The following is a 24643-nucleotide window of genomic DNA, read 5'->3' as shown; positions in this document are numbered from 1 at the left end:
GGAACAGCGCCCTCCGGCCGCTACCGCAGATTATATGTCAATGCCCCTGGGCGAGGGCGATCAGCGCCGGAATATCGAGATGCGCTTCCAGCACGGCGGCGATGGAATCGAGCGCGGCGTCGACCGCGGCGGCCTGGTCATGCCCGCCGCCAACCGCGCCGATACGGGCGAGGAGCGCGCCGCGCAGGCCGGGTTCCGCCAGCAGGCCGTGGACATAGCTGCCCATGACGAGGCCGTCCGCCGATAGCGCGCCATCGGCGCGGCCATCGTCCAGCCGGGCGAAGGGGCGCGCGGCGGCGTCCGCTCCCCCGGTTTCGCCCATATGCATCTCGTAACCCGAAAAACGGCCGCCCAGCGCCGTGCCGGCGACCGCCTTCAGCGTCTTGGCCGGCGTGAGGACGGTTTCGACATCCAGCAGGCCGAGGCCCACGACCGATCCCGGCGGGCCTTCGATGCCGGCGGGATCGGCGATGCGCCGGCCGAGCATCTGATAGCCGCCGCACAGGCCCAGCACCGCGCCGCCGCGACGGTGGTGCGCGAGGATATCGATATCCCAGCCTTCGGCGCGCAGCGCCGCGAGGTCGGCGATGGTCGCCTTCGATCCGGCCAGCACGATCAGCCGCGCCTCGGCCAGGATCGGCCTGCCGGGCGGCACCATCAGCAGTTCGACATCGGGTTCCAGCCGCAGCGGATCGAGATCGTCGAAATTGGAGATGCGCGGCAGGATCGGGCAGGCGACGACCAGCCGGCCCCTGTCGTCGTTCCGGCGGCGCTCGAGGATCACCGCATCCTCGCTGGGCAGACGAACCGCATCCTTGAGCCAGGGCACCACGCCGAAGCCGCGCCAGCCGGACAGGCTTTCGATCATGCGATAGCCATCGTCGAACAAGGCGGGATCGCCACGGAACTTGTTGATGATGAAGCCCCGGATCATCGCCGCGTCCATCGGATCGATCACCGCGCGGGTGCCGGCGACCGCCGCGATCACGCCGCCGCGATCGATATCGCCGACGAGGATGACGGGCACATCGGCCGCCCGCGCGAAGCCCATATTGGCGATATCGCCGGCGCGCAGGTTGATTTCGGCCGGCGATCCCGCGCCTTCGACCACCACGACATCGCATTGGGCGCGGAGCCGATGGTAGCTTTCCAGCACCTCGCCTAGCAGCGGGCGGCGCGCCTCGCGGAAATTGCCGGCGCCGATCGTGCCGCGCACCTGGCCCCGGACGATGAGCTGCGAAGTGCGATCGGCCTGCGGCTTCAGCAGCACGGGGTTCATGTCGCTATGGGGGGCCACGCGGGCCGCGATCGCCTGCGTCGCCTGGGCGCGGCCGATCTCCCCGCCGTCCACCGTGACGGCCGCGTTGTTCGACATGTTCTGCGGCTTGAACGGGCGCACCGAAAGCCCGCGATTGGCGAAGGCCCGGCACAGGCCGGCGACGAGCACCGACTTGCCGACATCCGATCCGGTGCCCTGCAGCATCAGGCCGCCCATGCAATTGCTCCCGCTATCCAGAGGAGCAGGCAGGCGCGGATGTAGATGCGGAGCGCGCGGGCGATATCCGCGGCCGTGGCCGCCGCGCGGCCGCCGCCGATCCACGGCTTGTCCTGCATGATGCCGTCATAGGCGCTCGGCCCGCCGAGCCGCAGGCCGAGCGCGCCCGCCATCGCCGCCTCCGGCCAGCCGGCATTGGGGGAGGCATGGTGGCGATGATCGCGCGCCATCACCCGCCAGCCGCCCATGCCGGCAAGGCAGATCAGCAGGCCGGCCAGCCGCGCCGGCAGGAAATTGGCGGCATCGTCGATGCGGGCGGCTGCCCAGCCATAAGCCCGCCAGCGTTCCTCGCGATGACCCACCAAGCTGTCGGCGGTGTTGATCGCCTTGTAGGTCCACATGCCGGGCAGGCCGAGCAGGAGGAGCCAGAAGAAGGGCGCGGCGACGCCGTCGCAGAAGCTTTCCGAAAGGCTTTCGATCGCGGCGCGGGCGACGCCGGCTTCGTCCAGCGCACCGGTATCGCGCCCGACGATCATCCCCACCGCCCTGCGCGCGCCGGCGAGGTCGCCGGCCGCGAGCCGGGATGCGACCGGCCGGACATGATCGTGGAGGCTGCGCGCGGCAAGGCCGGGAGCGGCGGCGGCCGCGACGCCGATCCATCCCCAGCGGCCGAGCCAAGCCCAGAGCATCTGTTCGATCGCGAGCGCGACCAGAAAGGTGCCGCCGATCAGCAGCGCCATGGCGGCGATGCCGGCGGCGCGGCGGGCGGCATCGCTGCGGCCCGGCCGGTTCCAGCGCCCTTCCAGCCCGTCGATCACGCCGGCGAACAGGCCCACGGGATGGCCGATGCGGCGGTAGAGCGCGGGCGGCCAGCCAATCAGCGCGTCGATCGCAAGCGCCACGCAGGCGACGCCGCTAGCCATGCGCCAGGGCCCAGTCGAGCCGATCGAACGCGGCGGCATCGGCGGGGAGGCCGAGCCGCAGCCAGCGGGGCTGATAATCGAACGGCCGGGTCAATATGCCCTGCCGCGCCAGCCGTTCGAACAAGGCCGGCGCATCCTCGGTTTCGATCAGGCGGAAAAGCGGGCATGCGCCCCGCCCCTCCAGGCCGTGGCGGGCGAGCAGGGCATCCAGCGCATCGGCATCAGCACGCAGCCGGCGGCGGGTGGCGGCGATCCAGGCCGCGTCGCGATAGGCGGCGGTGCCGATCGCGATCGCGGCCGCCGAGACCGGCCAGCTTCCCAGCCGCCGGTCGAGCCTTTCCAGCATGGCGGGCGGCGCGATCATGAAGCCCAGCCGCAGGCCCGCCAGCCCGAAATATTTGCCGAAGGACCGCAGCACGATCACCGGCAGGTCCGCATCCAGCATCGGCAGGATGCCCGCTTCCGGGCAGGCATCGGCGAAGGCTTCGTCCACCACCAGCCAGCCGCCTTTTCCCGCCATCCGTCGGGCGAGATCGACCAGCGTGGCGGGCGGAAGGATGCCGCCGTCCGGATTGTTGGGATTGGCGAGCAGGATCGTGCCGCCGCGCGCGGCCTCCTGGTCCAGGGCATCGGCCGACATGGCAATGCTGCCGGCAAGCGCGTCGCCATGGGTGCGATAGCCGGGCTCGACATGGCGGAAGGGCGCGGGCAGGCCGAGCGCCGGCAGCAGCCGCAGGCCGATCTCCGTGCCCGGCAGCGCCCGGACACGATCGGGCGCGGCGCCGAAACAGGCGGCGGCCGCCGCCTCCAGGCGCCCAAGCGCTTGCGGATCGGGCAAGGCGCGCCAGTCAATCGGCCCGGCGAGGCCCGCATCCCAGCCGTGCGGATTTATGCCCGTGCTAAGATCGATCCAGGGGCGCGGCGCATCGGCATAGACCATCCGCGCGCGATCCAGCCGGCCGCCATGAAAGGTCCAGTCGTCCGACACCATCGCGCTTCGCCGCACTCCGCCCCGCCATCATCCGAGGCGCCGGCCTTAACCGGCTTTTCGCCGGCACGGAACCGCGTTGATGCCGCGCGGGTTGGGCAGCGGGAACGGGGAGGCACAGGATGACCGAAACACTTTCGCCTGCTTTGCCGGATGACATCGAGGCGCTGGTGCACGCGGTGCTTCGCGCCGCGCGGGACCGCGATCGCACGCTCGCCACGGCGGAAAGCTGCACCGGCGGGCTGCTGGCGTCGCTGCTCACCGACGTCGAGGGCGCGGGTCATGTCTTCGAACGGGGCTTCGTCTGCTACAGCGAGGATGCCAAGTGCGAGCTGCTCGGCATCGCGCGCGAACGGATCGACAGCTGCGGCGCGGTGAGCCGCGAGGTGGCCGTGGCGATGGCGAAGGGCGCGATCCTGCGATCGCACGCCGATATAGCGCTGGCGATCACGGGCTTCGCCGGCGCGGGCGGGCCGGGGGACGAGGAAGGGCTCGTCCATCTCGCCTGCGCCCTGCGCGGCGGCGCGACCACGCATCGCGAGGCGCATTTCGGCGCGATCGGGCGCGGCGCGATCCGCATCGCCAGCCTGCGCGCCGCGCTGGAGATGATGCGCGACGCCATCGGCTGAGGGGCCGCCCCCAGCGCGCCTCAGCTCTGCCGCAGCACGCCGCGATAGGCGGCATCCTCCATCGCCCGGCCGGCGCCCTTGGCCACGCAGGCCAGCGCCTCGTCGGCGACGGTGACGGGCAGCCCCGTCTCCTCCGCGATCAGCGCGTCGATATTCCGAAGCAGCGCGCCGCCGCCGGTGAGGACGATGCCGCGATCGACGATATCGGCCGCCAGCTCCGGCGGGGTATTTTCGAGCGCGGCCAGCACGGCGCCGACGATCTGGCTGACGGGCTCGGCGATCGCCTCCGCGATCTCGGCCTCCGTCACCACGATCTCCTTGGGCACGCCGGCGACGAGATCGCGGCCCTTGATCCGCAGTTCGGCGCCATGGCCGGGTGGCGTGGTGGCGCTGCCGATCTGCTGCTTGATCCGCTCGGCCGTCGCCTCGCCCACCATCAGATTGTGCCGCCGCCGGATCGCCGAGGTGATGGCGTCGTCCATCTTGTCGCCGCCGACCCGCACCGACGCGCTATAGGCCAGCCCGCGCAGCGACAGCACCGCCACCTCGGTGGTGCCGCCGCCGATATCGACCACCATCACGCCCACGGGATCGATCACCGGCAGGCCGGCGCCGATCGCGGCGGCCATCGGCTCCTCCACCAGCAGCACGCGCGAGGCGCCGGCGTTGGAGGCGGCGTCGCGGATGGCGCGGCGCTCCACCACCGTCGCGCCGGAAGAGATGCCGACGATGATCTCCGGCCGGCGCAGGAAGCGCTTGGTGCCGCCGTGCAGCTTGTGGATGAAATGCTTGATCATCTGCTCGGCGATGTCGATGTCCGCGATCACGCCGTCGCGCAGCGGGCGGATCGCCTGGATATGCTCCGGCGTCTTGCCCAGCATCAGCTTGGCGTCCGCACCCACGGCGCGGACCTTCTTCACGCCGTTGCGGGTCTCGATCGCCACCACGGACGGTTCGTTGAGGACGATGCCGGCATCGCGCAGATAGACGACCGTGTTGGCGGTGCCGAGATCGATGGCCATGTCATGCGACGCGAACTGAAAGAAACGCGACATTGATCTGTTCTTGCTCCCGGCTGTGACCGCATCGGTGCGATGCCCGGCGCGCCGCATCGCCGATCCGCCGGGGTTGGGGGCTGGCAAGGCATATGGTCAACCGCGCCAGCGGCCAAATGGCCCTTATCCGGGGCGACCGGGAGAATGGGCGGCGGCCCGGCGGCAAAGCCGGGCCGGAATAAGGCTTCAGGGGCGGACGGCGGGGCCGATCGGCCGGGCGACGAAGGCACGCGCCATCGCCGTGGTGCCCGCCAGATGGCCGGCGGCGGGCAGAGGCTCCTCGCCCACCAGCGTCGCCTGCGCCGTCGCCGAGGTGCCGTTCGGCACCGCGAACAAGCCGTGGCGGGCGAACCAGTCGCCGACATCGACGCGCGAGGTGAGCATCGCCGTGAAGGGCGAGGCGATCAGGCCGATCGCGACCGGCAGCGCCCAGATGGCGAAGCCCGCGCCCAGCAGCAGCGGCAGCAGCAGCGCGAAACCCAGGCCGATATGCACGCGGCAGAGCATCAGGGCGTCGCGCAGCGGCATGCCATCGGCATCGCGCCGCTGCGGCATCCAGCCCACCGGGCGGCCGCGCAGGATATCGATGATCGCCATCGTCTGGTTGACCATCGTGATCGGCGCCATCGCCATGGACAGCGGCATTTCGATCGCGATCGTCGTGGCGAGCTTGCGCGCGCCGCCCATCGCCGCGCGCAGGCCATCGTCGACGCTGAGCCAGAGGACGGCGATCAGCTTTGGCCCGAACAGCAGGAGCAGCGTGAGCATCACCAGCCAGGTATCGGGCGGCGAGGAGAAGGTGGCATCCGACGCGCCGACCGAAGCGGCGATGCCGAGCAGCAGCATCAGCATCCACAGCGGCGAGGTGAGGAAGGCGGACGCGCCCATCAGCAGTTGCAGGCGGTTCACCCAGTGGAAGCCGCGCGCGCCCAGCAGGCGGACATGCTGGAGGTTGCCCTGGCACCAGCGGCGATCGCGCACCGAATGATCGGCGATCGTCGGCGGAAATTCCTCGTAGCTGCCTTCCGGCAGCGAGACCATGTGGACCGACCAGCCGTTGCGGCGCAGCAGCGCGGCTTCCACCATGTCGTGGCTCAGCACATGGCCGCCGAACGGTTCCGGCCCCGGCAGGCGCGGCAGGCCGCAGCTTTCGGCGAAGGCGCGGACGCGGACGATGGCGTTGTGGCCCCAGAAGGTCGATTCCGTGCCCGACCACCATTGCAGGCCGGCGGCGGCGGCCGGGCCATAGGCGACCGCCGCGAACTGGTGCCAGCGCGCGAAGAAGGTGCGGGCGTTGATGATCGTCGGGATCGTCTGGATCAGGCCGACGCTGGGCCGTTCCTCCATCGTCGTGGCGAGCAGCGCCATGGCCGGCCCGCTCATCAGGCTGTCCGCGTCGAGGACGATCATATTCTCGTAGGCGGCGCCGAAACGGCCGATCCATTCGGCGATATTGCCCGGCTTGCGGGCGATATTCTCGGTCCGGCGGCGGTAGAACACCTTCACCGGGTTGCCGGCGCGCACGGCACGCAGCGCGGCAAGCTCGCGCGCTTCCATGTCGGCACGGGAATCGCTGAGCACGAAGATGTGGAACAGGTCCTGCCCGCCGATCGCTGCGATCGATGCGCTCATCTCGGCGATGCGGCCGAACACCGCCTCGGTATCCTCGTTGTAGATCGGCATCAGCACCGCCGTCCGCCGTTTCGGCAGCCGCAGCCGCGTGAACCAGCGCGACAGGCCCGGCCCGTTGCCCAGCAGCACGACCAGCCCGGCGAGCGCGCCGAGGAAACCGAAGGTGATCCAGCTGTAGAGGCTGAAGAAAAGGAGCGAGAGGATCACGTCGAGGAGGCTGAGCCCGTCCGCCGCGAAGGATCGCATCATCTCCTGCGTCGCGGCGATGCCCACCAGCAGGCTGCCGAGCACGAGGAACAGGCGGCGCTCCCACACGCCCTCGACCGCGATGGCGGTGGGGCCGGGCTCCAGATCGGCCAGCGACGTGGCCGTATCCAGCGATTGCACCGGCATCGCCAATGGTGCCTCATTCGGCAGCAGAGGTTCGGAAAAGGGCATGCTTTTCCGTTCGGCGGCCGACAATTGCTGTACCTTATGCAGATGCACGGTGGTCAAACCCATCTATTATGTTTCCCCCGGATCACCCTCCCCAGAACAACCGGCTCCGTTTCTTTTTTCGTTCAACCGGTTGGGCAACGATACGCTCTGCCCTTCAATACAGGAGGTAGAGAAGCGTTTCGCTTAACGCATCGCCTCCCCGCTTCAGGTAAGCGCGCAAATCACTCGGTCGGCCGTCCGACCGGTCGACATCGACGATCAACCGCCAGCGGGAGGCGGTGCCGACCACCGGATAGGCATAGGTGGCGATCACCTTGCCGCCGTTGGTCGTCACTACGCCTTCGACGCCGCTTTCACGATCGAGGCCGGCCAGCCGCGCGCCTTCGAAATCGGCGACGAGGCGGCGGGCATCGGGCAGCGGATCATGGCCCGGCCGCCCGGCCACGCCCGTCCAGCAATCCACGGCGCGGGCAAGGCCCGCCGGCGCGGGATCATCCCCGCCCCAGGTGAGGCGGTAGCCGATGTCATAACGGTTGCCGGCCCTGGCGGGTCCGGCCGGGGTCCAGAAGGCGACGATATTGTCCTCGATTTCCCGCACCGTCGGGATTTCGTAGAGCATCACCGCGCCCGGCCCCCAATCGCCGATCGGCTCCACCCACAGATTGGGGCGCTTTTCGTAATAAGCGCCGTCATCCTGATAATGGACGAACTGCCGGTCGCGCTGGAGCAGGCCGAAGCCGCGCGGATTGCTGTCGCTATAGCTGCTGGTGGTGGGATGCGGCGGGTTGCCGAGCGGGCGCCAGATACGCTCGCCCGCGCCGGTGAGCATGGCCAGCCCATCCGAATCGTGGATTTCCGGGCGCCAGTCGATCGCCTGGGCGCGATTGCCCTCGCCATACCAGAACATGCTGGTGAGCGGCGCGATCCCCAGCCGCGCGACATCGCGGCGCAGATGGAGCGTGGCGGTCACATCCTGCACCGGCCCCGCCTCCGTCTTGCGGTTGACGAAGCGGTAGGCGCCGGTGACGCTGGGCCCTTCCAGCAGCGCGAATACCGTCATCGCATCATCCGGCCCCGGCATCAGCCAGAAACGGGTGAAGATCGGAAACTCCTCCTGCCCGTCGATCCCGGTATCGATGGCGAGCGCGCGGGCCGACAGGCCATATTGGTGGAGCTGGCCGGCGGAGCGGAAATAGGATGCGCCCTGATAGGCGAGCCAGTCCCCCCGGCCGCCGGCATTCATCAGGCGGAAGCCGGCAAAGCCCGGCGCCATCTGGAAACGGCGGCCATGCTTGTCCGGCGCGATATCATACATTGCCGGCGAAAAGGGCACGGGGAAGGCGCGGCCGCCCTCGACCCGGTTGATCTCCACCGGCGTGTTGGCGAAACGGTGGATCGGGAAGAAGCGCGTCTCCCGCTCGCCATCGCCGCGCCACAGCGCATGATCGGCGCGGAAGCTGATACGGTTCACCTCGTCATAGTCGATCGCAGCGGCGGCGGCGATCGGCTCGGGCGCGTGCCAGCCTTCCCGCCCGCGATCCACGGCGAGCTGCTGCAGCCATTCCCACGAGAATGGCTGGCCGCCGCTCTTCCGCGCCGCCTGGGCACCGCCAGTGGCGAGGATGAGGCCGGTGGTGGCGATCCCCGCCAGGGCATGCCGCCGCGACAGGATGCCGGGCGCCGAAGGTTCGCGAGACGTGACAGGTGAGTTATTGGGCATTCGTCTGGATCGTTCCGTTGCTGATACGCTTGGCACAAGACGCCGGACCGGGCCTTTGGTTCAACGGGCCTTCGTTGCGCTACCGATCCATCTAACGCAGCCCCGCGCGGCGGCAAATCCCGCTCGCCCGGCGGTGCCTATGGCGCGATGAACATGAAGCCAGGCTTAAGCGGCCCGAGCGGCGAAGCGATCCGGAAACGCGCCGTGGCGGGCTTGCCGGCGGCCGGCCGATCGCCGATGGGGCGATATCGGGTTCTGGGTTATCGGCTGGTTTTCCGCATGATTGGATCGATATCGACGCTGCTGCTGGCGGCCGCCGGCATGCTTGCGCCGTCGGGCGAGGAAGCGCGCATCGCGGATTTCCTCAACGATTATCGCGCGGCGCACGGGCTGCCGCCCATCCCCTATTCGCCCACGCTCGCCCGCGTGGCCCACGCCCATGCCCGCGATCTCGAGGATCATAATCCCGATTCCGGCACGGACGGGGACGGGCGGCGCTGCACCCTGCACAGCTGGTCCGCCGCATCGGGCGCGACGCCGGTCTGCTACACGGCGGACCATGCCCGCGCCCAGCTGATGTGGAGCAAGCCGCGCGAGATCACGCGCGGGGCCTATGGCGGCCAGGGATTCGAAATCGCGGCGCGATATAGCGAGGGGATCGATGCCGACATCGCCTTCGACCTGTGGCGCGGCAGCGCCGCCCACAATGCGGTGATCCTGGAACAGGGGCGCTGGGCCGGAACCGGCTGGCGGGCGATGGGGGTCGCGCTGGACGGGCGCTATGCCGTGGTGTGGTTCGGCAAGGTGCCCGATCCGGCGCGCTAGCCGGCGATTGCGACCGCCCTTATTCGCGGCCGTCGGCGCCGGCAAGCATCCGGATGATGCCGGAGAAATCCAGCACGCCGTTCCCGGCATTGACGAAGGCCTGGTAGAGCGCGCCGGCGGCCGCGCCCATCGGCACGGCGGCGTCGACGCCCTGCGCCGCCTCGACCGCGAGCTTCAGATCCTTGAGCATCAGCGCGGCGGCGAAGCCGCCCTGATAGCCGTTGTCCGCCGGCGTCTGCGGGCCGACGCCGGGCAGCGGGCAATAGCTGGTCATCGACCAACTCTGCCCCGAGGCCTTGGATGAGATATCGAAGAAGGTCTGCGGATCGAGGCCCAGCTTCTGCGCCATCACGAACGCCTCGCAGGTCGCGACCATGGTGGCGCCCAGCAGCATGTTGTTGCAGATCTTGGCGGCCTGGCCGGAACCGAGCGGGCCGGCATGGATCACCGCCTTGCCCATCCTTTCCAGGATCGGCTGGGCGCGGCCGAAATGCTCCACCGATCCGCCGACCATGAAGGTGAGCGTGCCGCCATTGGCCGCCGCGATGCCGCCCGAGACGGGCGCATCGACCATGGCGAGCCCCTTGGCCTGCGCGGCCGCACCCACGGCGCGGGCCGAGGCGACGTCGATGGTAGAGCAATCCAGCAGCAGCGCGGTGCCGGGCACGGCGCCGAACACCTCGCCTTCATAGACGGCGCGGACATGCTTGCCGGCGGGCAGCATCGTCACCACGAATTCCGCATCGGTTACGGCCTCCGCCGCCGACGCCGCCGGCAGGCAGCCGGCGGCCTTCGCCCGATCCAGCGCATCCTGCGACAGATCGAAGGCGCGGACATCATGCCCCGCCTTGGCGAGGTTGGCGGCCATGCCGCCGCCCATATTGCCGAGCCCGATGAAACCGATGCGTGCCATGTGTCTCTCCGTAATTCCCCCTCTCTTTCAAGGAAGGGGGTTAGGGGGTGGGATGAGCCCGGGGAGGGCGCGCGATTGTTTCGCAACCGGCATCACCCCCCCCGGCCCCTCCCTTGAAAGGGGAAGGAGGTTATTTGCCCGTCCAGTTGCCGGGGCGCTTTTCGACGAAGGCGGTCATGCCTTCGGCCTTGTCCTCCGTGGCGCAGAGGCCGTTGAACAGGCGGCGTTCGAACAGGATGCCCTGGGCAAGCCCGGTTTCGAAGGCGGCGTTCACCATTTCCTTGTTGGCGATGGCGGCCAGCGGCGGCATCGCCGCGATCTGCGCGGCCGTCTTCAGCGCTTCGTCGACGAGATCGGCGGCCGGCACCACCCGGGCGACCAGGCTGGCGCGTTCGGCCTCGGCCGCGTCCATCATCCGGCCGGTGAGGCACATTTCCATCGCCTTGGCCTTGCCCACCGCGCGGGTGAGCCGCTGCGACCCACCCATGCCGGGCGCCACGCCGAGCTTGATTTCGGGCTGGCCGAACCTGGCCGTATCGGCAGCCAGGATGAAATCGGCCATCATCGCCAGCTCGCACCCGCCGCCCAGCGCGAAGCCCGCGACCGCCGCGATCCACGGCTTGCGCGTGGCCGTGACCCGTTCGAAGCCGGCAAAGAAATTCTCCGCATACATGGCGGCAAAGCCCTTGGGCTGCATTTCCTTGATGTCGGCGCCGGCGGCGAATGCCTTTTCATTGCCGGTGAGGACGGCGCAGCGCTGGCCCGGATCGGCATCGAAGGCGGCGAAGGCAGCGATGAGATCGGCCAGCACCTGGGTGTTGAGCGCGTTGAGCGCCTGCGGCCGGTTGAGCCGGATCAGCGTGACGGCGCCATGGTTTTCCACCAGCAGCGTTTCATAGGTGGCCATTTCATTCGTTCCTTTCATCATCCTGTGGTGCGGCGTCCAACCGGCTTTCATGGGTCATCCTGACGAAAGCCAGGCCCCGTTGCCGCCACGCATGAATTCCCGGCGCGGCATCGATGGATGCTGAAACGGGTTCAGCATGGCGGGAAAGCCTATAGCGGCACCGGCGTCCATTCCTGATTCTCCGGCAGCGGCGCGAAGATCTGGTCGATCACATGATCGCTCACCCCTTCGGGCGTCGCCGGATCCCATCTGGGCGCATTATCCTTGTCGATGATCAGCGCGCGCACGCCTTCGATGAAATCGTGGCGCTGGCAGATGTGGGAGGCGACGCGATATTCGACGCGCATCTCGTCCGCGAAATCCGCATGGTCGCGCCCCTGCGCCAGCAGCCGCAGCGATACCTTGCAGGTGGTGGGCGATTTGGTGGCGAGCGTCGCCAGTTCCTTCTCCGCCCATTCCGATCCGTCCGCCTGGAGCGCGGCGATCACGCCTTCCAGCGTCTCGGGCGCGAACAGGCGATCGATCCGCTCGCGATTGCCAGCGATGCGCGCGGGCGGCGGCGGCACCGCGAAGCCCGCCAGGATCTGATCCACCTCGCCCGGATCGGCGGCGATCGCGGCCTTCAGCGCATCCAGCCCGTCGCTCGGCACATAATGGGTGGCAAGGCCCAGCGCGACGCATTCCGCCCCGTCGATCCGCGCGCCGGTCAGGGCCAGGAACTGGCCGGTGCGGCCCGGCAGGCGCGAGAGATACCAGCCGCCGCCGACATCCGGGAACAGGCCGATGCCGCTTTCGGGCATGGCATAGACGGTGCGTTCGGTGGCGATGCGATAGGCCGCCGGCTGCGAGATGCCGACGCCGCCGCCCATGGTGATGCCGTCCATGAAGGCGATCACCGGCTTGGCATAGGTGAAGAGCAGGTGGTTGAGGCGATATTCGCGGAAGAAGAAATCGCGTGCGCCGACGCCATCGGTGGCGCCGCTTTCCGCGATCATGCGGATATCGCCGCCGGCGCAGAAGCCGCGCCCTTCGGCATGGTCGATCATCACCATGCGGATCGCGGGATCGGCGCGCCAGGCGAGCAGCCGTTCGATCATCGCATCGCACATCGCCGTGTTCAGCGCGTGGATCGCCTTGGGCCGATTAAGCCGGATGCGCCCGACCGCGCCTTCGACCGCGAAAATCACCTCGTCCGTCATAGCTGTCCTTCGATACGGGCCTTCGACTGGGCTCAGTCCCTACCCAGGATGAGCGGGGAGAAGAAGCGAGGGATCACTGCCGCATCATCTCCCGCGCGATGATGACACGCATGATCTCGTTCGTGCCTTCCAGGATGCGGTGGACGCGCAGGTCGCGATAGAAACGCTCGATCGGATAATCCTGCAGATAGCCGTAGCCGCCATGGAGCTGGAGCGCGCGATCGACCACGGCCGAGCCGGTATCGGTGGCCAGCCGCTTCGCCATGGCGGCGAACTTGGTGCGATCATGCGCGCCCGCCGTGACCTTCGCCGCCGCCGTGTAGAGCAGCATGCGGGCGGCCTGAAGCTCCGTCTCCATATCCGCCAGCACGAACTGGGTGTTCTGGAAATCGAGGATGCGCTGGCCGAACTGGCGGCGTTCGGCCGTGTAGCGCAGCGCCTCGTCCAGGCAGCGCTGCGCGCCGCCCAGCGAACAGGCGCCGATGTTGAGGCGGCCGCCGTCGAGGCCCGCCATCGCGATCTTGAAGCCTTCGCCTTCCTTGCCAAGCAGATTTTCCACCGGCACGCGCACGCCATCGAAATTGACCTGCGCGGTCGGCTGCGATCGCCAGCCGAGCTTCTTTTCCTGCGCGCCGAAGGAGACGCCGGGCATGTCCTTTTCGATCACCAGGCAGGAAATGCCCTTCGGCCCGTCCTCCCCGGTGCGGACCATGGTGACGTAGAGATCGTTCTCGCCACCGCCGGAGATGAAGGCCTTGGCCCCCGTCACCACATAATGATCGCCGTCGCGCACCGCCTTGGTCTTGAGCGCGGCGGCATCCGAGCCCGAGCCCGGCTCCGTCAGGCAGTAGCTCGCGATCTTCTCGCACGGCACGAGGTCGGCCAGATATTTCGCCTTCACCGCATCGCCGCCGAAGCGATCGATCATCCACGCGGCCATGTTGTGGATCGAGATAAAGGCCGAGGTGGAGGGGCAGCCATAGGCCATCGCCTCCATGATCAGCGCCGATTCCATCCGGCCAAGGCCGATGCCCCCGGATTCCTCCGAAACATAGATAGCCCCGAAGCCGAGTTCGGCCGCCGCCTTCACGACATCGCGGGGGAAATGATGATCCTCATCCCAGCGCGCGGCGTTGGGCGTGATCGCATCGGCGGTGAACTTGCGGGCCATGTCCTGGATGGCGCGCTGATCGTCGGTAAGATCGAACTGGGTCATTCGCTGTGGCTCACTTACTTGCAGGCGGCCGCCCGTTTCGCCCCCGTTAGCAACCTGTCGCGGATATGGCTCGCCGATTTCGCGGCCGCGCCGCGATTGTCGTGGATGGCCACGACGTTCGGCCAGCCCAGCCCGGTCCGCAGCTCGTCGTCATGCGGCTGGGGGGCGTTGCCTTCGTAGAGGACGAACGGACCGTCCTTGGCCTTCACATGATAGGTGACGAAATCGATCTTCGGATCGTGCACCGTCGCTTCTTCCCCCGGCATCAGCGGCAGCGCGAACGCCTCCCCGCAGAGCACGGCCGGCCCCCGCACCGCCCTTTGGAACGCCTCCCCGGCCAGGGCCGGCGGGCCGATCAGCAGGGCGACGAGGGGGAGCGCGGCGCGCATCGCATCACCCCATAGTGGGAATGACGAAGGCGTTGCCGCCGTCGGCCGAACCGTCCGGCCAGCGGGCGGTGACGGTCTTGATCTTGGTCCAGAACTTCACGCCTTCCATGCCGTGCTGGTTGGTATCGCCGAAGGCGGAACGCTTCCAGCCGCCGAAGGTGTGATAGGCGACCGGCACCGGGATCGGCACGTTGATGCCGACCATGCCGACGTTCACGCGGGCCGCGAATTCGCGCGCGGCGTGGCCGTTGCGGGTGAAGATGGCGACGCCGTTGCCATATTGGTGCTTCGACGGCAGCGACACCGCTTCCTCGAAATCCTTCGCGCGGACGATCTGGAGGACGGGGCCGAAAATCTCCTCCTGATAGGTGCGCATGCCCGTCTTCACATGATCGAACAGCGTCGGCCCGACGAAGAAGCCGTTTTCATGGCCCTGGAGGGTGAAGCCGCGGCCGTCGACCACCAGCTCCGCGCCCTCGTCCACGCCCATCTGGATATAGTTTTCGATGCGCGCCTTGTGCTGGGCGGTGACGACGGGGCCGTAATGCGCCTCCGCATCGGTCGACACGCCGACGCGGAGCGCCGCGATCGCCGGGATCAGCTTTTCGCGCAGGCGGTTGGCGGTATCCTCGCCCACCGGCACCACCACCGGCAGCGCCATGCAGCGTTCGCCGGCCGATCCGAAGGCCGCGCCCGAAAGATCGTTCACCACCTGATCGAGATCGGCGTCCGGCATGACGATGCCGTGATTCTTGGCGCCGCCCATCGCCTGCACGCGCTTGCCCGCCGCGACGCCGCGCTGGTAGACATAATGCGCGATATCAGACGAGCCGACGAAGCTGACGGCCGCGATATCGGGATGGTCGAGGATCGCGTCCACCATCTCCTTGTCGCCCTGCACCACGTTCAGGATACCGTCGGGCAGGCCCGCTTCCTTGAACAGTTCCGCCAGGCGGACGGGGACGGAGGGATCGCGTTCCGACGGCTTCAGGATGAAGGCATTGCCCACCGCGATCGCCACGCCCGCCATCCACAGCGGAATCATGCCGGGGAAGTTGAACGGCGTGATGCCGGCGCCGATGCCGAGCGGCTGGCGCATCGAATAGACGTCGATGCCGGGGCCGGCGCCCTGGGTATATTCGCCCTTCAGCACGTGCGGGATGCCGCAGCAGAATTCGATCACCTCCAGCCCGCGCTGGATATCGCCCTTGGCATCGGCGATCACCTTGCCATGTTCGGACGAGAGCAGGTGAGCGAGCTCCTCCATATTCTGCTCGACCAGTTCCTTGAACCGGAACATCACCCGCGCGCGGCGCTGCGGATTGGTGGCGGCCCAGGCCGGCTGCGCGGCCTTGGCGGCATCCACCGCCTTCTGCAGCTCCGCAGCGCCGCCCAGCGCGACGCGCGCCTGCACCTGGCCCGAATTGGGATCGAAGATGTCGCTCTGCCGGTTGCCGCCGGCGGCCGCGGCGCCTGCGATGAAATTCTCGACGATGCGCATGATCGGCATTCCTCTCTAATCTGTCCCCGCCTCCCTTCACCATCGGGGAATTGCACGCAAGGGCGCATGCGTGCAGGGATGGCCTGCATTTTTGCAGGATCAACCGGCGGGGACGAGGCAGGCGATGTTCGACTGGGACGATCTGCGCATCTTCCTGGCGGTGGCGCGCGCGCGGAAGATCGCGCCCGCCGCCCGCATGCTGGGGATCGACGCCACCACCATCGGCCGCAGGATGAGCCGGCTCGCCGCCAGCCTCGGCGCGCCGCTGTTCGAGACGATCGGCGGCGAGCGGCGGCTGACCCCGCGCGGCGAGGCGCTGTTCGCCCATGCCGAGACGATCGAGAGCGCGGCGCTGGCGGCGATGGGCGAGGTGGCCGGCGACGCGCGCAGCCTGTCCGGCCAGGTGCGCCTCAGCGTGGCGGAGGGCTTTGCGAGCTGGGTGCTGGCGCCCGCGCTGCCCGCCTTCCACGCCGCCAACCCCGATATCCGCATCGACCTCGTCACCGCATCGGGTTTCCTCAACCCCTCCAAGCGGGAGGCGGACATGGCGGTGATGCTGGCGCGGCCGCGCACCGGGCGGCTCGTCGCCGCCAAGCTCGGCGATTATGCGCTCGGCCTGTATGCGGCGCGCGCCTATCTGGCGGATCATGCGGCCCCGCGCCGGGTGGAGGATCTCCACGCCCACAGCCTGATCGGCTATGTGCCCGAATTCATCTACGCGCCCGAGCTCGATTATCTGGGCGAGATTGGCGGCGGGCTGGAGGCGCGCCTCCGATCGACCAGCATCAACGTGCAGCACAGGATGGTGGCGGCCGGCGGCGGCATCGGCGTGCTGCCCGCCTTCATCGCCGATCGCGATCCCGCGCTCGCACCCGTCCTGCCGGCCACCACCATCCGCCGCAGCTTCTGGCTGGTGACGCACAGCGACGTCCGCCGGCTGGCCCGGATCGCGGCGGTGGCGGAGTGGCTGAAGGCGTGCGTGGCGGGATTGCGGTAAAGCGCGAAGCGGGCCGCCCCGGACGTTTGCAACCGGGCCATGCGCCGGGAAAAACGGCCGGAAGGCGCGATCGCCGCTGTGGGTTCGGAAATGCCGTGCGTCTTAGCTGGATGACGTGCCTTGCGTGGAAGGCGCCGCGGCAGATGGCGTCGCGGCGGCCGGGCGATGGGGGATCAGGCCGGGGCCGCAACCTGAATCCACCTATCGCCCGACCTTCCGGCAAGGCATGTTCGCGCGGCGGGCACGGTCGGGCCTTCGGACGGCAAGGCCCGCCACAAGACACGATCGAGAGGAAATACCGACATGGCGAATGCTGACGGACAGTGGGATTGCGTGACCAAGACGCCGATGGGCGAGCAGAAGTCCGTCTTCACCATCGTGACGAACGGCGACACCTTCACCGGCTCCAATGACGGCCCGACCGGCAAGGTCGACGTGATCGACGGCAAGATCGAGAACGGCGTGCTGACCTGGAAGATGAAGCTGAAGATGCCGCCGATGACCATGGATGCCACCGCCACCGTCGACGGCGACACGCTGAACGGATCGGTCAAGGTCGGCCCGCTGGGCACGATGACGATGATCGGCCAGCGCCGCGCCTGAGGCCGGCCGGCGAGCCCATATCCAGATACGAACCGGGGCGGCCTCCATGCGGACGGAGCCGCCCCGATGCTTTTGACGCGGCCCGGCCGGATCGCCTTTTATTCTGCGCTATCTCCCAGAGATCATTGCGCGACAGGCTTCGAAGCCTGAAGGCCTTGCGCCAATCTTCTTTGGATGCCCCCGGATCGAGTCCGCGCCGGCTGAATTTTTGCGCCGCACGCCGCGCCTAGCATGTTGCTCGATGCCGATCCGCCCTGCGTGGAGGCTCAGCTTGCATCAGCGCCGGTGGGGAAGCCGGCAACGCGCCGTTCCATGGAAAAGCTGCCTGCCCGGCTGGCCCCACCCCCTTCGTCATTCCCGCGTAGGCGGGAATCCATTGTGTCGGGCGCCATCGACTCAAGAGAGCCCGCCATAGCCGTGGGTTCCCGCTTATGCGGGAATGACAAAGCGAGAGAGGTGACGAAAGGCCGGTTCTCCCCGATGCCCCGGTCATAAGGCAGGCCCACGCGGCCTAACGAATCCGCAGCATGATTTCGGACTGGCAGAAGAAAGCAACGCAACCCTTTACCTCAAGCGTGTCGGCGTCCTTCAGCGTCAGGAAGCCATTGCTCGTGCCCCAGCCGCTTTCGGGGTCGTAGAGCGATCCGCCCGCATATCGGGTGGGACCGCCGGTGAAGCCGTCGAATATGCGCAGACCCTTCACCGGGCGGGTGCGCAGCGCCTTGTCGCCATTCTTCACGTCCCGCAGGTCGGGATTGGCGCGGAGCGTGGGGCCGTCGAGGATGCGGCCGCAGACCGCCGGCCCGCAATTGTAAAGCTCGATGGTGCCGCCGCGATCCTGCGAACGCCAGAGGCCGAGCACCGAGGCGGCGGGCGCGGCCGCCACGGCCGCCGCCGGGCCGAGCATCGCCAGCGCGGCGATGGCGACGGCCACAAGCGCGCGCGAACGGCAGGAGATATGCGGATGGGATCGCAGCGATGGACGACGGTTCATGGCATTCCCCACTCTTCTGTTATTGGATCAGTTGTTATTGGATCAGTTGTTCGCGCGGCGGGCCGGCGGCGAAGCGCAATGCTCGGCCGATCGCCTTGCCGGACGGAATTGGGACGGCGGATCGAGGCCGGAACGGCCCGCGCGGTCAGCCGCCGCGACGGAGCAGCAGCATGCCGGGCTGGCGATCGATGTGGACGGGGTGCAGCGCCGCCACGCCTTCCAGAAACGCCTCGGTATCGCCGGCATTGAAGGTGCCGACGATGCGATAATTGGCGATGGCGGAATCGGCGATCACCAGCTTTTCCTTGGCGCTGCGGTTGATGCGCTCGACCGCGAGCGCCAGCGGCTCGCCTTCGAAGCTGAGCTGCCCATTCTCCCAATCGAGCGAGCGGGCGACATCCGTCTTGGCGACGCGCACCTGCGTGCCTTCGGTCGAGGCGACGAGTTCCTTGCCGGGCACGAGCGCGGCGTCGGCATCGGCACTGGCGGTCCGGGTGAGCAGGCTGGTTTCGCGGCCGCGATCGGCCTGCGCCATCACCTCCACCTTGCCTTCGTAGAGGACCACCCGCATCTGGCGCGGCAGCAGCTCCACGCTGAACGAGGTGCCGGTGGCGACGGTGAGCCGGTTGCGCGCCAGCACGCTCAGCGGGCGCAGCGGATCATGCGCGACATCGAACTTGGCGCGGCCGTTGACCAAGGTGAGGCGGCGGCGATCGGCGTCCATCCGCACCTCGACGCGGGTCGCCCCGTCCATGGTGAGCCGGGTGCCGTCCTCCAGCGTGGCGATGCGGCGTTCGCCGATCCCGGTTTCATAGACCTGGACGGGATGGCCGAAGATCTGGATGCCGAGCACGAATATCATCGCAAAGCAGGCCGCAAGAGCCGCGACCCACGGCCGGCGCGGCGCCGGCCCGCGCGACCAGCGGCGCTCGTTGGTCCGGCGCAGGCTTTCCACCGCCTCCGCCCGATGGGCGATCATTTCCGGCGCGTCCTTCACCCAATCCACGCCCTGCCACAGCACCACGACCTCCTCGAAGGCGGCGGCATTGGCGGGATCGGCCGCGATCCAGGCATCGAAGGCATCCTGCGACGCCTGATCGAGCGGCGAGGCCGCCAGCCGGACGCACCAGAAGGCGGCTTCCTCGGCCCGCTCGAAGGCGGCCTCTTCATCCGCCGGCATCATTGCTGCTCCCTCCGGGCCTGCAGCGTCAGATGGGCGAGCGCGCGCGTCACATGCTTTTCCACCGCGCTGGGCGAGATGGAGAAGCTTTCGGCGATCATGCGCTTGTCGATATTCTCTACGCGATACAAAACGAAAATCGTCCTTGTCCTTTCGGGCAGCTCGGCGAGCCCGGCGGCGAGCCGCGACAGCGCGTTGCGCGCCGTCGCCAGCTTTTCGGGATCGAGCCATTCGATCCCCTGCCCGTAGAGCGTGTCGAGCACGTCCTGATGATCGGTTCGGACCTTCTGCCGCCGCGCGCGATCGCGCAGCAGATTGGCTGCGATCCTGAAGATGTAACCCGAATGGAAGCCGCTTTCGGCCGCGGAGGCATTGAACACGCGGGCGAAGGTTTCCTGCGTCAGGTCCTCCGCCTCGGCATGATCATGCACCCGCTTCATGAAATAGGACATCAACGCCGGCCGCCAGCGCCGGTAATGTTGTGTCAGCTCGGCTTCCTGCTCGGGTAACAGGGGACGCATCCTTTCGAAAAATGCGCTTCTTCGTCGAGTAATACGCGCAGCCTTTCAAATCCCACAGCGATTTGCAAATCACCGGCGACGAAATCGACACGCTTCCGACATGATCGGCGGGGGCCGGATATTATGCCGGCCGGCCCGAAGATTTGCCGATTGGGACGACGCCCGCTATCAAGCCATCGAAAGCCGGGACTAAGCAGCTAGGAAATCGGGATTTCCCCGTTGAACGAAACGCCGGCTGCATTTCTTTCCCGCATGAGGCCGATCAGCGCGCGCAGGCCCGCCGGCACATGGCGGCGGCCGGGATAATATAGGCAGAGACCGGGATAAGGCGGGCTGCAATCCTCCAGCACCGGCACCAGCCGCCCCGCCGCGATATGGCCGGCGACCGACCATTGGCTGAGATAGGCCAGCCCCACGCCCGCCAGCGCCGCTTCCAGCATCAGCGTCATCTCATCCAGCACCAGCCGGCCGGGAACATCCACGGCGATCGCCTGCCCGCGACATTCGAACTCCCACCGCCAGATGCTGCCGCTGGCCATGCGCGCGCGGATGCATTCGTGGCCCAGCAGGTCATCGGGCACCTGCGGGCGCGGGCGATCGCGGAAATAGGAAGGCGCGCCCACCACCAGCATCCGCTGATCGCCGCCGATCGGGACCGCGATCATGTCGTTTGGAACCGCCTCGGCGAGGCGGATGCCGGCATCGAAACCCTGGCCGACGATATCGACGAGCTTGCCTTCGGTGACGATCACCACGTTCATTTCGGGATAGCGGCGGAGATATTCGAGGACGATCGGTTCCAGGATCATCCGCGCCGCCCCGGCCGATGTGTTGATCCGAAGCGTGCCGGTCGGGGTTTCGCGATGGCTGTTCACCGCCTCGACCGCCTGGCCGATCTCCCCCAGCGCGGGCGCGATGCGCGCGATGAACTGATCGCCGGCATCGGTGGGCGAGACGCTGCGCGTGGTGCGGTTGAACAGACGCACGCCCAGCCGCGCCTCCAGCGCCGCCACGGCATGGCTGAGCGCCGATGTCGACATGCCGAGTTCCACCGCCGCCGCCCGGAAGCTGCCGAGCCGCGCGACGGCCACGACCGCCTCATATTCCGCAAGACCGCTTCGCGTGCGCGCCATTATCCCGATTTCCGCATCACCGCATGCCGGTTTGTCCGGCTAATCCAATCAATCCTACGCCCTAGATGCGGTTCATCAAATCCCAATCCGAAAGGACCGCCCCATGGAGACCATCGACCAGATCTATATCGACGGCGCCTATGTGACGCCGCACGGCACCGAATTGTTCGATCTCCACAATCCGGCCACGGGAAATGTGATCGGCCGCGTGCGGCTGGGCGACGAGACGGACGCGCGCGCCGCGATCGCCGCCGCCAAACGCGCGTTCCCGGCCTTCTCGCAGACGAGCAAGGCGGATCGCATCGCCATGCTGCGCCGGATGCACGATGCGGTCACGGCGCGGGCCGACGCGCTTACCGAGGCCGTGATCCTGGAATATGGTGCCCCGGCCAGCCGCGCTCGCTGGATGGCGGAATATGCCGCCAGCGTCCTGGCCGATGCCGCCCGCACGCTGGAGGATTATGATTTCACCCGCCGGATCGGATCGGCCACGGTGACGATGGAGCCGCTGGGCGTGGTGGGCATCATCACGCCCTGGAACAGCAATGCCGGCTTCATCTGCAGCAAGCTCGCCATGGTGGTGGCGTCGGGTTCCACCTGCGTCATCAAGCCGAGCGAGATGAGCGCCATGCAGACGCGGATCGTGCTGGAGGCGCTGCACGAAGCCGGCCTGCCCGCCGGGGTCTTCAACATCGTCAACGGGCGCGGCGACACGGTGGGCGCGGAATTCAGCACCCATCCCGATATCGCCAAGGTGAGCTTCACCGGATCGACCGCCACCGGCCGCGCGATCCTGAAGGCGGCTTCCGACACCTTCAAGCGGGTGACGCTGGAACTGGGCGGCAAATCGCCGATGCTGATCCTGGACGATGCCGATTTCGCCGAGGCCGTGCCGTTCGCTTTGCAGGCGGGTTACATGAACAGCGGACAGGCATGCATCGCCGGCACGCGCATCCTGGTGCCCGAGGCGCGGCTGGCGGAATTCGAGGCGGCGATCGCGGCGGGCGTGGCGACGATCAAATCCGGCGATCCGCGCGATCCCGCGACCGCCATCGGCCCGATGGTGAGCGAGAAGCAATGGCAGCGCGTGCAATCCTATATCCGGCGCGGGATCGAGGAAGGGGCGACGCTGCTGGCGGGTGGCGAAGGGCGCCCCGAGGGCGAGACGGGCGGCTGGTTCGTCCGCCCGACGATCTTCACCGCCGTTCGCAACGACATGGCCATCGCCCGCGACGAGATATTCGGCCCGGTCCTGTCGATCATCGCCTATGGGAGCGAGGAGGAGGCGATCGCCATCGCCAACGACACCAGCTACGGCCTGCACGCCTATGTCGCGTCGACCGATCCCGCCCGCGCGCGCAAGGTGGCGGGCCGGCTGGTGGCGGGCCGGGTGATCATCAACGGCGCGCCGATGGAGCCGCTCGCCCCCTTCGGCGGGTTCAAGCATTCGGGGATCGGCCGCGAGAACGGCGTGTTCGGGCTGGAGGCCTATCTGGAACCCAAGGCGGTGATGGGCTGACGTCCATCGCGGCGGGCGGGCGCGACAGGCGGCGCCCGCGCCGGCGCGAGGACTATGCCCGCGCGCTTTCCCCCAGGCCGCCCTTGGCCAGCCTGTCGAACGCGCGGAGCGTTTCGAGCAGCGCCGGCATTTCGCCCAGCGGCACCATATTGGGTCCGTCGCTGGGGGCGCTGTCCGGGTCCTGATGGGTTTCGATGAAGACGGCGGCGACGCCGATCGCCACCGCCGCGCGCGCCAGCGCCGGCACATATTCGCGCTGGCCGCCCGATCGATCCCCCTGCCCGCCCGGCTGCTGCACCGAATGGGTGGCATCGAACATCACCGGATAGCCGGTTGCCGCCATGATCGGCAGCGCGCGCATGTCGCTGACCAGGGTGTTGTAGCCGAAGCTCGCGCCGCGTTCGCACAGCATGATCCGGTCGTTACCGGCGGCCGCGATCTTCGCGGCGACATTCTTCATGTCCCACGGCGCCAGGAACTGGCCCTTCTTCACATTCACCACCCGGCCGGTGCGGGCGGCCGCAACGAGAAGGTCGGTCTGGCGGCAGAGGAAGGCCGGGATCTGGAGCACGTCCACCACCTCCGCCACCGGGGCGCATTGCGCGGGCTCGTGGACGTCGGTGAGCACGGGACAGCCGAAGCGCTCGCGAACCTCGGCGAAGATCGCCAGCGCCTTTTCCAGGCCGATGCCGCGCGGGGCGGCGATCGAGGTGCGGTTGCCCTTGTCGAACGAGGATTTGTAGATGAAGCCGATGCCGAGCCGGGCGCACAGCGTGCTCAGCGCATCGGCCATCTCCAGCGCATGATCGCGGCTTTCCATGGCGCAGGGGCCGGCGACCAGCACGAACGGCTTGTCATTGGCGATCTCGACGGTTCCGACGGACAGGCTTTTCAACGAACGCTCCATGAACAGGTGGCCGCGACCATAAGGATTCGCCCGCGCTTGGCCAGAGCCCGCCAGACATCGCTTTCCGGTCCGGCCCCGTCCCGCCCCCGGCGGAACATCGTTGCTGCGCCGTCATCAGTGATGATGCGGCCGGCCATCCTCAATCATGATCTCGATCGTGCATGCGTATCGGCAAAGTGTTGCGCATGCGTATTCGGGGAATGGGCATCGCAGGAACGTAACAAAACGAAAGCATAGGCAGTCCCGATGCACGCAAGGCGCGAACTCCTCCGGCAAGATACGCAATTTCTTGCAAACAGGACGGAAACAAGCGCGGTCGACATGTGGCTGGACTGCAACGACCCGCTTTAGCTTGCCTCCTTAATAAAAATTCATGCCGATGAACATGGAATCATGTGGATTCATGGTGTAGGGGAACCGCAGCCGACGAATTTTTCCAAAGCAAACAATCATCGGCCCCGGGAGCATAGAATGACTACGGACCTGCAGAGGACCCTTATCGAAATTACGGCCGATATCGTTTCGGCGCATGTATCCAATAATGTCGTGAGCAACGGCGACGTGCCGCAACTGATCCAGTCGGTGCACGATGCTCTTGCCAAATTGGCATCGCCGGACGCATCGGCCACCGAAGAATCTTCTGGAGACAAGCCGGTTGGAGCGGTCGGCGTCCGCAAATCCACGGCAAATCCTGATTTTATCCTCAGCATGATCGACGGCAAGCCGTATAAGAGCCTGAAGCGCCACATCGGTCGTCATGGCTATACGCCGGAAAGCTATCGCGAAACCTTCGGCCTCCCCGCCAACTATCCGCTGGTGGCGCCGGCCTATAGCGAGCATCGCCGCGCCGTCGCCAAGCAGTTCGGGCTGGGCCGCAAGAAGGCCGAGCCGGCGGAAGCCCCGGCCAAGCGGACGCGCAGGACGGCCAAGGCCGGCGCCTGACGGTATCGAGGCGGGCG

Annotated in this window: 23 protein-coding genes; 6 read left to right on the top strand and 17 right to left on the bottom strand. The window is 67.9% G+C overall.

Annotation, left to right across the window (positions count from 1 at the left end):
- Window positions 1-37: 37 nt before the first annotated feature.
- Genes G432_RS12945 through cobD form a run of 3 tightly spaced genes read right to left on the bottom strand, consistent with a single transcriptional unit; the run spans window position 38 to window position 3409 of the window.
- Window positions 38-1495 (bottom strand): cobyric acid synthase, encoded by a 1458-nt coding sequence (locus G432_RS12945; RefSeq protein ID WP_015459269.1) that lies wholly within the window; start codon window positions 1493-1495, stop codon window positions 38-40.
- On the bottom strand, window positions 1483-2418 hold the full coding sequence (gene cbiB / locus G432_RS12940; RefSeq protein ID WP_041865399.1) for an adenosylcobinamide-phosphate synthase CbiB: 936 nt from the start codon (window positions 2416-2418) through the stop codon (window positions 1483-1485). Before cbiB ends, G432_RS12945 begins: the two co-directional genes overlap by 13 nt.
- Window positions 2411-3409: a threonine-phosphate decarboxylase CobD gene (gene cobD / locus G432_RS12935; RefSeq protein WP_015459267.1), complete on the bottom strand. Its 999-nt coding sequence runs from the start codon at window positions 3407-3409 to the stop codon at window positions 2411-2413. Before cobD ends, cbiB begins: the two co-directional genes overlap by 8 nt.
- A 119-nt stretch (window positions 3410-3528) precedes the next feature.
- On the opposite strand from cobD, the gene G432_RS12930 reads away from it, so the two are divergent.
- A complete protein-coding gene (locus G432_RS12930) occupies window positions 3529-4035 on the top strand; it encodes a CinA family protein (RefSeq protein ID WP_015459266.1) in 507 nt (168 codons plus the stop codon).
- Between the two features lie 20 nt (window positions 4036-4055).
- Here G432_RS12930 and G432_RS12925 read toward each other — a convergent pair whose 3' ends face one another.
- From G432_RS12925 to G432_RS12915, 3 genes are all read right to left on the bottom strand, one after another.
- Window positions 4056-5090, bottom strand: coding sequence for a rod shape-determining protein (locus tag G432_RS12925; RefSeq protein WP_015459265.1), 1035 nt, complete (start codon window positions 5088-5090; stop codon window positions 4056-4058).
- Window positions 5091-5276: 186 nt separating this feature from the next.
- Window positions 5277-7223 carry a glucans biosynthesis glucosyltransferase MdoH gene (gene mdoH, locus G432_RS12920; protein WP_236626776.1) on the bottom strand — a complete coding sequence of 649 codons (1947 nt, stop codon included), beginning with the start codon at window positions 7221-7223 and terminating at the stop codon, window positions 5277-5279.
- Window positions 7224-7314: 91 nt separating this feature from the next.
- Window positions 7315-8880, bottom strand: coding sequence for a glucan biosynthesis protein (locus G432_RS12915; RefSeq protein WP_015459263.1), 1566 nt, complete (start codon window positions 8878-8880; stop codon window positions 7315-7317).
- A gap of 279 nt (window positions 8881-9159) precedes the next feature.
- Between G432_RS12915 and G432_RS12910 the strand changes: the two genes are divergently transcribed.
- Window positions 9160-9705, top strand: coding sequence for a CAP domain-containing protein (locus G432_RS12910; protein ID WP_144062044.1), 546 nt, complete (start codon window positions 9160-9162; stop codon window positions 9703-9705).
- 19 nt (window positions 9706-9724) lie between these two features.
- Here G432_RS12910 and mmsB read toward each other — a convergent pair whose 3' ends face one another.
- From mmsB to G432_RS12880, 6 genes are all read right to left on the bottom strand, one after another.
- Complete coding sequence (mmsB, locus tag G432_RS12905; protein WP_015459261.1) at window positions 9725-10618, bottom strand: 3-hydroxyisobutyrate dehydrogenase; 894 nt, start codon at window positions 10616-10618, stop codon at window positions 9725-9727.
- A 130-nt stretch (window positions 10619-10748) separates the two neighbouring features.
- Window positions 10749-11525 (bottom strand): enoyl-CoA hydratase-related protein, encoded by a 777-nt coding sequence (locus G432_RS12900; RefSeq protein ID WP_015459260.1) that lies wholly within the window; start codon window positions 11523-11525, stop codon window positions 10749-10751.
- A 149-nt stretch (window positions 11526-11674) separates the two neighbouring features.
- On the bottom strand, window positions 11675-12724 hold the full coding sequence (locus G432_RS12895) for an enoyl-CoA hydratase/isomerase family protein (protein WP_015459259.1): 1050 nt from the start codon (window positions 12722-12724) through the stop codon (window positions 11675-11677).
- Between the two features lie 73 nt (window positions 12725-12797).
- Entirely contained in the window at window positions 12798-13940 is a 1143-nt protein-coding gene (locus G432_RS12890; RefSeq protein WP_015459258.1) for an acyl-CoA dehydrogenase family protein, read from the bottom strand.
- 14 nt (window positions 13941-13954) lie between these two features.
- A complete protein-coding gene (locus tag G432_RS12885; RefSeq protein WP_015459257.1) occupies window positions 13955-14329 on the bottom strand; it encodes a hypothetical protein in 375 nt (124 codons plus the stop codon).
- Between the two features lie 4 nt (window positions 14330-14333).
- Window positions 14334-15830, bottom strand: a complete 1497-nt coding sequence (locus tag G432_RS12880) for a CoA-acylating methylmalonate-semialdehyde dehydrogenase (protein ID WP_015459256.1) — start codon at window positions 15828-15830, stop codon at window positions 14334-14336.
- Window positions 15831-15954: 124 nt separating this feature from the next.
- Between G432_RS12880 and G432_RS12875 the strand changes: the two genes are divergently transcribed.
- Both G432_RS12875 and G432_RS12870 read left to right on the top strand, forming a co-directional pair.
- Window positions 15955-16827, top strand: a complete 873-nt coding sequence (locus G432_RS12875; protein ID WP_015459255.1) for a LysR family transcriptional regulator — start codon at window positions 15955-15957, stop codon at window positions 16825-16827.
- A 303-nt stretch (window positions 16828-17130) separates the two neighbouring features.
- The gene (locus G432_RS12870) at window positions 17131-17430 is read left to right on the top strand and encodes a hypothetical protein (protein ID WP_015459254.1); all 300 of its coding nucleotides are present in this window, start codon (window positions 17131-17133) and stop codon (window positions 17428-17430) included.
- A gap of 511 nt (window positions 17431-17941) precedes the next feature.
- On the opposite strand, the gene G432_RS12865 is transcribed toward G432_RS12870, so the two are convergent.
- The 4 genes from G432_RS12865 to G432_RS12850 all read right to left on the bottom strand — a co-directional run bounded on the left by G432_RS12865 (window position 17942) and on the right by G432_RS12850 (window position 21258).
- Window positions 17942-18424 carry a DUF2147 domain-containing protein gene (locus tag G432_RS12865; protein ID WP_015459253.1) on the bottom strand — a complete coding sequence of 161 codons (483 nt, stop codon included), beginning with the start codon at window positions 18422-18424 and terminating at the stop codon, window positions 17942-17944.
- Window positions 18425-18569: 145 nt separating this feature from the next.
- A complete protein-coding gene (locus tag G432_RS12860; protein WP_051128735.1) occupies window positions 18570-19607 on the bottom strand; it encodes a FecR family protein in 1038 nt (345 codons plus the stop codon).
- A complete protein-coding gene (locus tag G432_RS12855) occupies window positions 19604-20056 on the bottom strand; it encodes an RNA polymerase sigma factor (RefSeq protein WP_051128734.1) in 453 nt (150 codons plus the stop codon). The genes G432_RS12860 and G432_RS12855 overlap by 4 nt, the downstream gene beginning before the upstream one ends.
- Before the next feature lie 266 nt (window positions 20057-20322).
- Complete coding sequence (locus G432_RS12850; protein WP_015459250.1) at window positions 20323-21258, bottom strand: LysR family transcriptional regulator; 936 nt, start codon at window positions 21256-21258, stop codon at window positions 20323-20325.
- Window positions 21259-21361: 103 nt separating this feature from the next.
- Here G432_RS12850 and G432_RS12845 point away from each other — a divergent pair, with 103 nt between their 5' ends.
- Window positions 21362-22777: an aldehyde dehydrogenase family protein gene (locus G432_RS12845; RefSeq protein ID WP_015459249.1), complete on the top strand. Its 1416-nt coding sequence runs from the start codon at window positions 21362-21364 to the stop codon at window positions 22775-22777.
- Between the two features lie 52 nt (window positions 22778-22829).
- Here the strand turns inward: G432_RS12845 and kdsA are convergent, their stop codons facing one another.
- A complete protein-coding gene (kdsA, locus tag G432_RS12840; protein WP_041864913.1) occupies window positions 22830-23684 on the bottom strand; it encodes a 3-deoxy-8-phosphooctulonate synthase in 855 nt (284 codons plus the stop codon).
- 471 nt (window positions 23685-24155) lie between these two features.
- Here kdsA and G432_RS12835 point away from each other — a divergent pair, with 471 nt between their 5' ends.
- A complete protein-coding gene (locus tag G432_RS12835; protein WP_015459247.1) occupies window positions 24156-24626 on the top strand; it encodes a MucR family transcriptional regulator in 471 nt (156 codons plus the stop codon).
- Window positions 24627-24643 lie beyond the last annotated feature (17 nt).

It is taken from the genome of Sphingomonas sp. MM-1 (assembly GCF_000347675.2).
Classification (GTDB): Bacteria; Pseudomonadota; Alphaproteobacteria; order Sphingomonadales; family Sphingomonadaceae; genus Sphingomonas_E; species Sphingomonas_E fennica.
This window is presented reverse-complemented; position numbering and strand designations above follow the sequence as displayed.

Bases quoted from the DNA above. Each gene is read 5' to 3' on its own strand.
- G432_RS12835 (WP_015459247.1), top strand. From the start codon at position 24,156: ATGACTACGGACCTGCAGAGGACCCTTATCGAAATTACGGCCGATATC.
- G432_RS12900 (WP_015459260.1), bottom strand. From the start codon at position 11,525: ATGGCCACCTATGAAACGCTGCTGGTGGAAAACCATGGCGCCGTCACG.
- G432_RS12930 (WP_015459266.1), top strand. From the start codon at position 3,529: ATGACCGAAACACTTTCGCCTGCTTTGCCGGATGACATCGAGGCGCTG.
- G432_RS12860 (WP_051128735.1), bottom strand. From the start codon at position 19,607: ATGATGCCGGCGGATGAAGAGGCCGCCTTCGAGCGGGCCGAGGAAGCC.
- G432_RS12890 (WP_015459258.1), bottom strand. From the start codon at position 13,940: ATGACCCAGTTCGATCTTACCGACGATCAGCGCGCCATCCAGGACATG.
- G432_RS12850 (WP_015459250.1), bottom strand. From the start codon at position 21,258: ATGGCGCGCACGCGAAGCGGTCTTGCGGAATATGAGGCGGTCGTGGCC.
- G432_RS12910 (WP_144062044.1), top strand. From the start codon at position 9,160: ATGATTGGATCGATATCGACGCTGCTGCTGGCGGCCGCCGGCATGCTT.
- G432_RS12885 (WP_015459257.1), bottom strand. From the start codon at position 14,329: ATGCGCGCCGCGCTCCCCCTCGTCGCCCTGCTGATCGGCCCGCCGGCC.
- kdsA (WP_041864913.1), bottom strand. From the start codon at position 23,684: ATGGAGCGTTCGTTGAAAAGCCTGTCCGTCGGAACCGTCGAGATCGCC.
- G432_RS12875 (WP_015459255.1), top strand. From the start codon at position 15,955: ATGTTCGACTGGGACGATCTGCGCATCTTCCTGGCGGTGGCGCGCGCG.
- G432_RS12895 (WP_015459259.1), bottom strand. From the start codon at position 12,724: ATGACGGACGAGGTGATTTTCGCGGTCGAAGGCGCGGTCGGGCGCATC.
- cbiB (WP_041865399.1), bottom strand. From the start codon at position 2,418: ATGGCTAGCGGCGTCGCCTGCGTGGCGCTTGCGATCGACGCGCTGATT.
- G432_RS12855 (WP_051128734.1), bottom strand. From the start codon at position 20,056: ATGTCCTATTTCATGAAGCGGGTGCATGATCATGCCGAGGCGGAGGAC.
- G432_RS12925 (WP_015459265.1), bottom strand. From the start codon at position 5,090: ATGTCGCGTTTCTTTCAGTTCGCGTCGCATGACATGGCCATCGATCTC.
- mdoH (WP_236626776.1), bottom strand. From the start codon at position 7,223: ATGGGTTTGACCACCGTGCATCTGCATAAGGTACAGCAATTGTCGGCC.
- G432_RS12880 (WP_015459256.1), bottom strand. From the start codon at position 15,830: ATGCGCATCGTCGAGAATTTCATCGCAGGCGCCGCGGCCGCCGGCGGC.
- G432_RS12865 (WP_015459253.1), bottom strand. From the start codon at position 18,424: ATGAACCGTCGTCCATCGCTGCGATCCCATCCGCATATCTCCTGCCGT.
- G432_RS12915 (WP_015459263.1), bottom strand. From the start codon at position 8,880: ATGCCCAATAACTCACCTGTCACGTCTCGCGAACCTTCGGCGCCCGGC.
- G432_RS12845 (WP_015459249.1), top strand. From the start codon at position 21,362: ATGGAGACCATCGACCAGATCTATATCGACGGCGCCTATGTGACGCCG.
- cobD (WP_015459267.1), bottom strand. From the start codon at position 3,409: ATGGTGTCGGACGACTGGACCTTTCATGGCGGCCGGCTGGATCGCGCG.
- G432_RS12870 (WP_015459254.1), top strand. From the start codon at position 17,131: ATGGCGAATGCTGACGGACAGTGGGATTGCGTGACCAAGACGCCGATG.
- mmsB (WP_015459261.1), bottom strand. From the start codon at position 10,618: ATGGCACGCATCGGTTTCATCGGGCTCGGCAATATGGGCGGCGGCATG.
- G432_RS12945 (WP_015459269.1), bottom strand. From the start codon at position 1,495: ATGGGCGGCCTGATGCTGCAGGGCACCGGATCGGATGTCGGCAAGTCG.